The sequence below is a fragment of the Chamaesiphon sp. VAR_48_metabat_403 genome, from assembly GCF_031422475.1.
GTDB lineage: Bacteria > Cyanobacteriota > Cyanobacteriia > Cyanobacteriales > Chamaesiphonaceae > Chamaesiphon.
The window spans coordinates 1-8127 of record NZ_JANPLS010000287.1; the positions used below are offsets into that span (position 1 = coordinate 1).

Sequence of the window (8127 nt, forward strand, 5' to 3'; positions counted from 1 at the left end):
CGAAGCTAGTTGCCATAATTGTGTCTCATAATTGCGATCTCCAGTACCTAAGACGACAAACTGAGCATCGGTATAAGCCAAAAACCGATCGAGTGTTTGCAGCATCAGATCTAAGCCTTTCTGCTCGACTAATCGCGATACCATCCCCACCAAGAAGGTATCGGGATTTATCGCCAAACCGACTTCTTGTTGGAGTGCGGTTTTATTAGCAATCCGATCTTCGATCGTTTTGGCAGTATAAGGTTTAGCTAAAGCTTTATCGTTAGCCGGATCGTAAACTTCTGTGTCGATGCCATTGACAATTCCCGACAACCTGCCACTAATAAAAGATAGTAACCCTTCAATTGTCTCGCCATATTCGATCGTCTGAATTTGCGCCGCATAAGTCGGCGATACCGTATTGACTCGATCGGCAAATTGTACCGCCGCCGCCATAGTATTATGCCCTTGCATGTACCACGGACACCAAGTAATTTTATCCAGATACCACCGCCACGGCCCTTGGTAGGCTAAATTATGAATGGTAAAGACGGTGCTAATATCGGGATCTTGGTGCATCCAGACGGGTAGCATTCCGGTATGCCAATCGTGACAGTGAAGCACATTCGGCTTCCAATAATTCCAACAAAATTCCGCCGCACCGTTAGCAAAAAACGTAAATCGCCAATCTTCATCCTCTCCCCCATAAATCCGCAGCGGATCGAAGACAGGATGCCCGAATAAGTATAATGGCACGTCGGTACCGGGCAATACTGTCTCGTAGACTGCAAAGTGATTAAACATCGCATGTCCCCGCCACACAGGTTCGATCGGAATATCTAATTTCCCAACTATCGAGCCATAATAAGGCATAAAAATTCGGACATCGTGTCCCATTTTCCGCAAGAATTTGGGTAAAGCACCCACGACATCCCCCATCCCACCAACTTTCGCGATGGGTGCAGCCTCCGCCGCCACAAATAAAATTTTCATAGATATTTTTATATTTTAGGTGCCTAACGCTCGAACCCAATTATATCAGTCAATTGACAGCTACCTAACCCAAGTTGCTAGTTATAGGTTTTTAGTGGGATAGGTGTTAGGTTTTAGCTGTTAGGCTTTAGCTTCGATCCCATCGCTAATACCTAATACCTAATACCCAAATCTTTAACCTTGGTTATAACTAGCAACTTGCGCTACCTACTTTATATCCCAACCCACGCACCCACGCACCTCAATCTATAAATATTCTAATAATCTCGGTCTGACTCCGAATAAAGTTAGGATGACAATACTACCGATCGCCACTGTAGCAATTTTTTCAAAGTTTGCCACGCGATCGTTACCAAGTTCGATATTTTTATCTAATTCTTTTTTATTTAGCTCCATCAAATCGGTATGAACATCTTTATATCGATCGAATGCCCAATTTGATTCGCCTGTTTTAGTCCCGATACACAATGCGATCGCTTCACTAATTTTACCACTAGCTGCTAGTTGCCGAATTTGTTTATCGATTTTTAGATAATCATTCCAGGCTTTTAGCGTAGCAATCGCCGCTTCTTTTTCGCCAACAAAGGTGATGTTCTTTAGTCCAGTTGAAAATAGTCCAGTTAGTTCGGCAGTCAGATGTTGTGTGTTAACATCAGTGATAATATTCTCGATTGATGTTTTCTCATTTGGCATCATCATAATTTTATTAACTTTGTCAGTAAAAGAGCGTTCGTGTAAAGCTGCATTAGATCGATCGAGTAAATAGCGACTCTCATCGGCATTAGCTCGGTAAGATAAAGAACGCATTTTCCGCAGAGCCTCTAATGAATTAAAAGCATCTACTTTAGCTATTCTTAAATTATTTGCCGCACCCATAAATGCGCTGCTAGTATATCCCAGAAAGACAACTGCGATCGCGGTTGCACCGAGTAATGGTAAATTTAAAACCCGACGCATTCTTTGATATAAAAAGAGCTGGATTGCTACTAAGATTGCAATTAACGCTACCCCTGTAACTACAATAATCAGACCGATACCGCCATTACCAAAACTTTGTTCGGAATAAGTTCTTTCTAATGCTTGTGAATTCACTTGGCTGAGTTTTTCAGCTTGGGGGATAATATCTCGATCCATTAAATTAGCCGCACTCTGATAAATGGCGAGCGTATTAACTGCATCGCCGCGTTTGTGAGCATCGCGCGCTTCTTGGAGTTTTAAGAAATAGGCACTACTATTAAATTGTAATGTTTGAATTATTTGTTCTTCTTCTGGATAAGTAATATTTCTAGCCGCAGCTACCAATCGATCGGCTATTTTCTTGCGATTCTTATCAAAATCTGCTAATGTTTGTCGATTATCGCCTGGTTTCAATAATAATTCGTTTGCCAAACTAGCATCCATATCGGCAAAAGAATCTTGGAGTTGCTGTGCCGTTAATACACTAGGTGCGGCATCTTTACCGACAGTCTTAATTGCTTGTCTCTGAGAATTTACGCCATAGATACTAATTATTAATAGTAGTAAACTCACGCCCCATGTCGTATACCAACCACCCCGTAAAATTTGGGGCGTATTCAACCGCTTGACTAAACTTTGAGTTGGCTTGGGAATCACAGTCATCTAAGTAGGCTCCAAATTATTCAAATCGTGCCGTTAGGGCGCAACAGTTCCATCCAACTCATCATTAGGATCGAGCTAGATAATTATGTAGTGCCAGTCACAAATCTTAATAGAAATTCTCATCAAATTATCATAAGCTATCAAATTAGTGGGTATATATATTCGGAAATTTTTAACATGAGTTCTAATCTAGCTACTAAATTACGTGAGGGCACTAAAAAATCTCACAGTATGGCGGAAAACACTGGCTTTATCGCCTGCTTCCTCAAAGGAACCGTCGAAAAAAAATCTTACCGCAAACTAGTCACCAATCTCTACTTCGTCTACTCAGCGATGGAAGAGGAAATGCACAAGCATTCTACCGATCCCATTTTATCTAAAGTCTTTTTCCCAGAACTCGATCGTAAAGCCGCTCTAGAACAAGACTTAGCGTTTTACTACGGTGCTAACTGGAAAGAGCAAGTAGCCCCATCTGAAGCTACTAAGAAGTACATCGCCCGGATTCACGAAGTAGCCGATCGCGATACCGCATTAATGGTAGCACACCTCTACACCCGCTACTTAGGCGATCTCTCTGGTGGTCAAATTCTCAAGAAAATTGCCCAGAATGCCATGAACCTCACCGATGGCGAAGGAACTGCATTCTATGAGTTCGCCCAAATCCCCGACGAGAAAGCCTTCAAGACTAACTACCGTCAGGCGATGAACGATTTACCCATCGACGAAGCCAAAGCCGATGAGGTTGTCGATGAAGCTAACGCTGCATTTGAGATGAACATGGTCATGTTCAAAGAATTAGAAGGTAATCTTATTAAAGCGATCGGCGTGCAATTATTCAACATGCTCACCCGCAAACGCAATCGGAATAGTACTGAGTTGGCTACGGCGGAGTAGATAGGGAGTGGGGACGGGGAGACGGGGGGACGGGGAGACGGGGAGTGTGGGAGGATCGGAACGTAGTTCTAAAATCTAAACCCTAGTCCCTAGTCCCTATTCCCTCTAAAACCTCATACCTAAAACCTCATACCTAAAGCCTAGAAAGAGCCTAATTCAAACTCACTCAATCGCCGACAAATTTGCTCATAGCAGTCTGGCGGCGAAGTTTTTAGGCGTTGACACCAGCCGATATCTAGATTTATACCAGACTCGACTGCTAAAATTAGCTCGGTTTGTGGTTGATAAGTAGCCACAGCAGCTAAGATCGGATCGATCGAGTGACTATTTACCAACCATTCTTGCAAGTAGAGCGATAATTGCGACTGAGGAATATATCGAAAATTAAGGCTCGGTGCTTGGAGATCTTCCCAATGACGGTCAGAATCGTCTAGAAGATCTACCGAACTGTTGATGACTACTACCCCTCGATCGCAATATAGATAGCCTTGCCAAGCCCGATAGCCAATCCATAGGAAGTTTTGGGTGAGGAGATCGGGGCGGCGCGCTCGGTTATATTGCCGCATGGGTAGGAGTGGGGATGAGTGGGGGAATTTTAGCGAGGATACCTTGTTTGAGCGGTGCTGGGCGTTCTGCCCAAGGTAGCTCTCCTGTCGGATGCTGATAGTATTTTTCAGCACATTCTAAGATATTGCCCAGCTCGATCTTCGGATCTTCGCTGGTAATATCGCCAAATAAGTAAGTGTGTTTTCCCGCTGCTGCAAAAGAAATCGCACAGGAGCGGCTGCAAGCACTCATACAGCCGACACCTTGGATCGGAAATTCTGTCGCTAAATCCCAATCTTGGTGCAAAGCTTCCAACTCTTCTAATAGCCGCTCGCCCGCACTCGTACCGACGCGCTTGCCATCTTGCCACTTACTACCGCAAGTGGTACAAACAAATAAACAATGTTGTGGGTTCACCTAATACCTCGTAGGTTAATTGAACTAGATTTTGATGCTGGCGGGCATTCTGACTCGACCGAGGCTATGGCTAGTCTCAATTTACAGTTGCGGGACAGTGCTGGATTTTCACCAATCTTTCCCCATTACTTTGAGTGGCTGTTCCCCACTCAAACCAGATCGAAGCTTTATTATACCTGTTGACAGGTCTCTGACAAAAAAGTTCGTTTACTACCAAATTTCCCTGTATTGTCCCTATCCCTACCCTACATACGTATCTTTGGAGTGAAGCGAAATTGGTGGGAATCCCCCTGAATCCCCCTTGGAATGGGGGCTTTCAAAGTCCCCCTTTCCAAGGGGGTTGGCAGGGTGGTTTCATACAAGAAAAGAAAAATGCAAAAACCCTTATTTTTAGTCTTCAACCACCCGCGACTAAAGTGCGGGCTAACGGCAGAAGTCCACTTCAGTGGACTGAGCTATTTTTCTTCTGGTGTATGAAACCACCCTGCCTTTCCAAGGGGGTTGGGGGATTTAGATCTCAAAACGAAGTCTAGCCGACTTGTGTATACAGGGTAGCTTCCCTATCCCCTATTCCCTATTCCCTACAGCGGCTTCAGATTAGGAATCCCGACAGCGCGAGGATAATAAGGATGGGTATCGGCGGCTTTACGCAACCAAATACAGTGACGGATACTATTGCTAATCGGTGTCGTAAATCGATCGATCTTGGCAATTTCACCACCTAATTTAGCTACGGCTAATTCTAGACTTTCGGTTTCGGCTTCCGTCCAATTGCCCCGATAGAGAATTGCCGTACCGCCTAATTTAACTAAAGGTAGTGCATATTCAGCACAAACATTTGCCGATGCTACTGCTCTAATTAGGGCTAGATCGGATTGATGGCGGTGTTGTCGATCTTGACCCAATTCTTCAATTCTGCTAACTAAAGAACGAACATTTTTCAAGCCTATTTCTGAGGCAATCGATTCGACAAATCCAATCTTTTTAGCAGTAGAATCAACCAATGTGAGTTGCCAATCGGTTCTAGCAATCGCAAGTGGCAAGCCAGGAAAACCAGCTCCCGTACCGATATCTATTACTTGCAATGGTGTAGAATTCTGAATTAAATCGCCAACGCCTCGCAAGGAATCCCATAAATGTTTTTCCCAAAATTCTTCGGGTTCGGTAATTCTGGTAAGATTTAATGTTTTGTTAGCAGTAATTACTGCTGTATATAGAGATTGTAGCTGAAACTGCTGTATTTCTGTGGGGCACCACTCGGTGGTTTGCTGCCAGATCTCATTTAGCGCGGGTAAGCTATTAAGATCGGGGATTTCAGAAGCGTTCATATATAATTAGTTGAATATTAAATTAATAATAATTAAGATAAGCGATAGATTATTTATTCGACACCACTAACATCACGCCGAAAGAAATAGCAGCTAAACCAATAATTTGTGGTAATACGATCGATTCCCGAAACCAAAAATGACCTAATAACACCGAAAAAATATAACTTATCGAAATTGCTGGAGCGGCAATACTCAAATTGACGCGGGTGAGTAGTAAAATATAGACGATCGCGCCTAAAGCATAGCAAGTTAAACCGATTAATAATTCGGGGGTAGTAACGATACTGAGAATGTGGTTTAAGGCATTATCCATATCTACTTTACCAAGTTTTCCAGCTCCCATTTTAAGAAAAAATTGACCGAATACGCCAGCTAAAACAGAGATTAGTAGTAAACTTAATTCTGGTAGAGTCACAATTTAATTTTTGAGTGTGAATATACACGATTATGGATTGATATGGAAGCGGTTTCCGCGATCGAGCTTGTTGCTAGTTACATTACCATTATTATTTATTAATGGTGGCGATCCGAGTTTGGTGCCCTATGATGAAGGTTACTATGCGGTGCAAGCGCGGTGGATTTGGGAAACTGGCGATTGGCTGACACCACAATGGTGGGGTACCGCAATTTACGATCGCACGATTGGGATTCAGTGGTTTATTGCGCTAGCTTACCAGTGTTTTGGCTTGAATGAGTTTAGCGCGCGGCTGCCGAGTACGATCGCGTGTATCGTGAGTGTATTATTGACATATGAAGTCGGTAAAATTCTATTCGATCGACAGATTGCGTGGTTGGGTGCGGTAATCTTGATGTTAATGGGGTTGTGGGTGAGTGAAGCTCATACAGCGCAGCAAAATACAGCATTAGTAGCAATTGAGTTACTTGGCATGTGGGCGTTATTAAAGATCGCAGATTCCCAGCCTCATATTTTAACATCTTCGCGGCAATCGATCTCCATGAGTCGAGTTTGGGGGATCTTAGGTGGCGCGACGGTAGGCTGGGGCTTTTTGCTCAAGGGTTTTATGATTTTCGTGCCGATTATCGCACTTTTGCCTTATTTTATTTTTCACCGACGTTATCAAAAATTGATAACTAATCCCTGGATTTATCTCGGATTATTTATCGGTGCCATTCCGACTGGAATTTGGTTAATTTTGAGCTGTTATAAATACAATGGGCTGATGCCAGTTTATGAATTAGTAAATAAATTACTATTCTTATCTAAAACTGACACTTATAATCCCGGCCCTTTTTATTATCTCTGGATTTTACCACTAAATATTTTCCCGTGGGCATTCTTTAGTACGATCGGCGCAATAATTATCTGGCGGAGAATGCTACCAGATCTCAATTATGCGGCTGTAAGTTTATCGTTAGGTTATCCGATCTGCTTATTTATTTTACTCAGCCTATTTAAAACGCGGATGGCATATTATACTATGCAATTATTACCGTTTATGGCATTGCTGGCTGCCACTGCTTTCGTAAAATTCATGCAAGTCAGTCGCCAGAAGATCGGCTGGTATCGCTTTGTAACTGCGATCGGTTATGCTTTTAGTGGATTGGGATTTATCCTGACGATCGCAGGCATAATTGTCATGCTCGATCGACCGTTATGGGGAATTATCATTCCGGCAGAGGTGCAAATTTACGCGCTACCAGCCATCGTGCTGGGTTGTGGCTGGATGACAATTTTTAGCCTGTGGCAACGCTGGCAACCCCCGGCTACCCCCTTCTGGTTGGCTGGTTGGTTGATTCCTGCCTGGTTGACAATATTGAGCTTTAACATCCAAGGTGCATTGACGAGTAAAAGTCCAGAATTCAAAACTGCATTTTACCAGTTGATGAGCGAACGCGCCTTAATACAGCCATCGCTAAATATTGCCAACCAACCGATAAATTTACTTGTCGATACAGTGCAAACCGATGGCTTCGAGCAGATGAATAATGCTAATCCGACTCTCAATAACGACGAACATAAATCGTTAATTTTGTTGACGTTTTATACACCCCGGTTGGGCAAACAGCTAAATAGCTTTACCGATTTGCCAGATAAGTCTTACGCATGGACATTAAAAATCGCACCACAATTAGCCAGCAAGACACGAATCGTCGGTAAAGTAAGCGGTTGGCAACTAATTCAGAAGATAGGAGATAAGTGATTTGCAATCTCACAACAGCAATTCTCATTTTAAAGTCTTGCACCATTGCAGTGCGTCGTTCCCGTGAGCCTCCGCATGTAGACCTACGGTGTATACACAAGTCGGCTGGACTTCGTTTTTAGATCTAAATCCCCCAACCCCCAAGGATGCGGGGGCTTTCAAAGTCCCCCTTTTCAAGGGGGATT

General features: G+C 43.3%; 8 protein-coding genes and 1 riboswitch. Of the genes, 2 read left to right on the plus strand and 6 right to left on the minus strand.

What is annotated here, in order from left to right:
- On the minus strand, positions 1-972 hold a 972-nt coding region (glgA, locus tag RMO79_RS13540), incomplete at its 3' end, for a glycogen synthase GlgA (RefSeq protein WP_310483687.1).
- A 246-nt stretch (positions 973-1218) separates the two neighbouring features.
- Positions 1219-2592: a hypothetical protein gene (locus tag RMO79_RS13545; protein WP_310483688.1), complete on the minus strand. Its 1374-nt coding sequence runs from the start codon at positions 2590-2592 to the stop codon at positions 1219-1221.
- Positions 2593-2769: 177 nt separating this feature from the next.
- Here RMO79_RS13545 and RMO79_RS13550 point away from each other — a divergent pair, with 177 nt between their 5' ends.
- A complete protein-coding gene (locus tag RMO79_RS13550) occupies positions 2770-3486 on the plus strand; it encodes a heme oxygenase (biliverdin-producing) (protein ID WP_310483689.1) in 717 nt (238 codons plus the stop codon).
- A gap of 140 nt (positions 3487-3626) precedes the next feature.
- Here the strand turns inward: RMO79_RS13550 and RMO79_RS13555 are convergent, their stop codons facing one another.
- From RMO79_RS13555 to RMO79_RS13570, 4 genes are all read right to left on the minus strand, one after another.
- Positions 3627-4052, minus strand: coding sequence for a hypothetical protein (locus tag RMO79_RS13555; RefSeq protein WP_310483690.1), 426 nt, complete (start codon positions 4050-4052; stop codon positions 3627-3629).
- On the minus strand, positions 4039-4449 hold the full coding sequence (locus tag RMO79_RS13560) for a DUF1636 domain-containing protein (protein ID WP_310483691.1): 411 nt from the start codon (positions 4447-4449) through the stop codon (positions 4039-4041). The genes RMO79_RS13555 and RMO79_RS13560 overlap by 14 nt, the downstream gene beginning before the upstream one ends.
- A gap of 21 nt (positions 4450-4470) precedes the next feature.
- Positions 4471-4623, minus strand: a riboswitch (cobalamin riboswitch).
- Positions 4624-5030: 407 nt separating this feature from the next.
- Positions 5031-5777 carry a 16S rRNA (guanine(527)-N(7))-methyltransferase RsmG gene (gene rsmG / locus RMO79_RS13565; RefSeq protein WP_310483692.1) on the minus strand — a complete coding sequence of 249 codons (747 nt, stop codon included), beginning with the start codon at positions 5775-5777 and terminating at the stop codon, positions 5031-5033.
- 49 nt (positions 5778-5826) lie between these two features.
- Positions 5827-6195 (minus strand): EamA family transporter, encoded by a 369-nt coding sequence (locus tag RMO79_RS13570; protein WP_310483693.1) that lies wholly within the window; start codon positions 6193-6195, stop codon positions 5827-5829.
- Positions 6196-6211: 16 nt separating this feature from the next.
- Between RMO79_RS13570 and RMO79_RS13575 the strand changes: the two genes are divergently transcribed.
- Positions 6212-7942, plus strand: a complete 1731-nt coding sequence (locus RMO79_RS13575; RefSeq protein ID WP_310483694.1) for a glycosyltransferase family 39 protein — start codon at positions 6212-6214, stop codon at positions 7940-7942.
- The last annotated feature ends 185 nt before the right edge of the window (positions 7943-8127 follow it).

What these genes read in the sequence shown, in the direction of transcription:
- RMO79_RS13545 (WP_310483688.1), bottom strand. Translation starts at nt 2,592, where the DNA reads ATGACTGTGATTCCCAAGCCAACTCAAAGTTTAGTCAAGCGGTTGAAT.
- RMO79_RS13550 (WP_310483689.1), top strand. Translation starts at nt 2,770, where the DNA reads ATGAGTTCTAATCTAGCTACTAAATTACGTGAGGGCACTAAAAAATCT.
- RMO79_RS13555 (WP_310483690.1), bottom strand. Translation starts at nt 4,052, where the DNA reads ATGCGGCAATATAACCGAGCGCGCCGCCCCGATCTCCTCACCCAAAAC.
- rsmG (WP_310483692.1), bottom strand. Translation starts at nt 5,777, where the DNA reads ATGAACGCTTCTGAAATCCCCGATCTTAATAGCTTACCCGCGCTAAAT.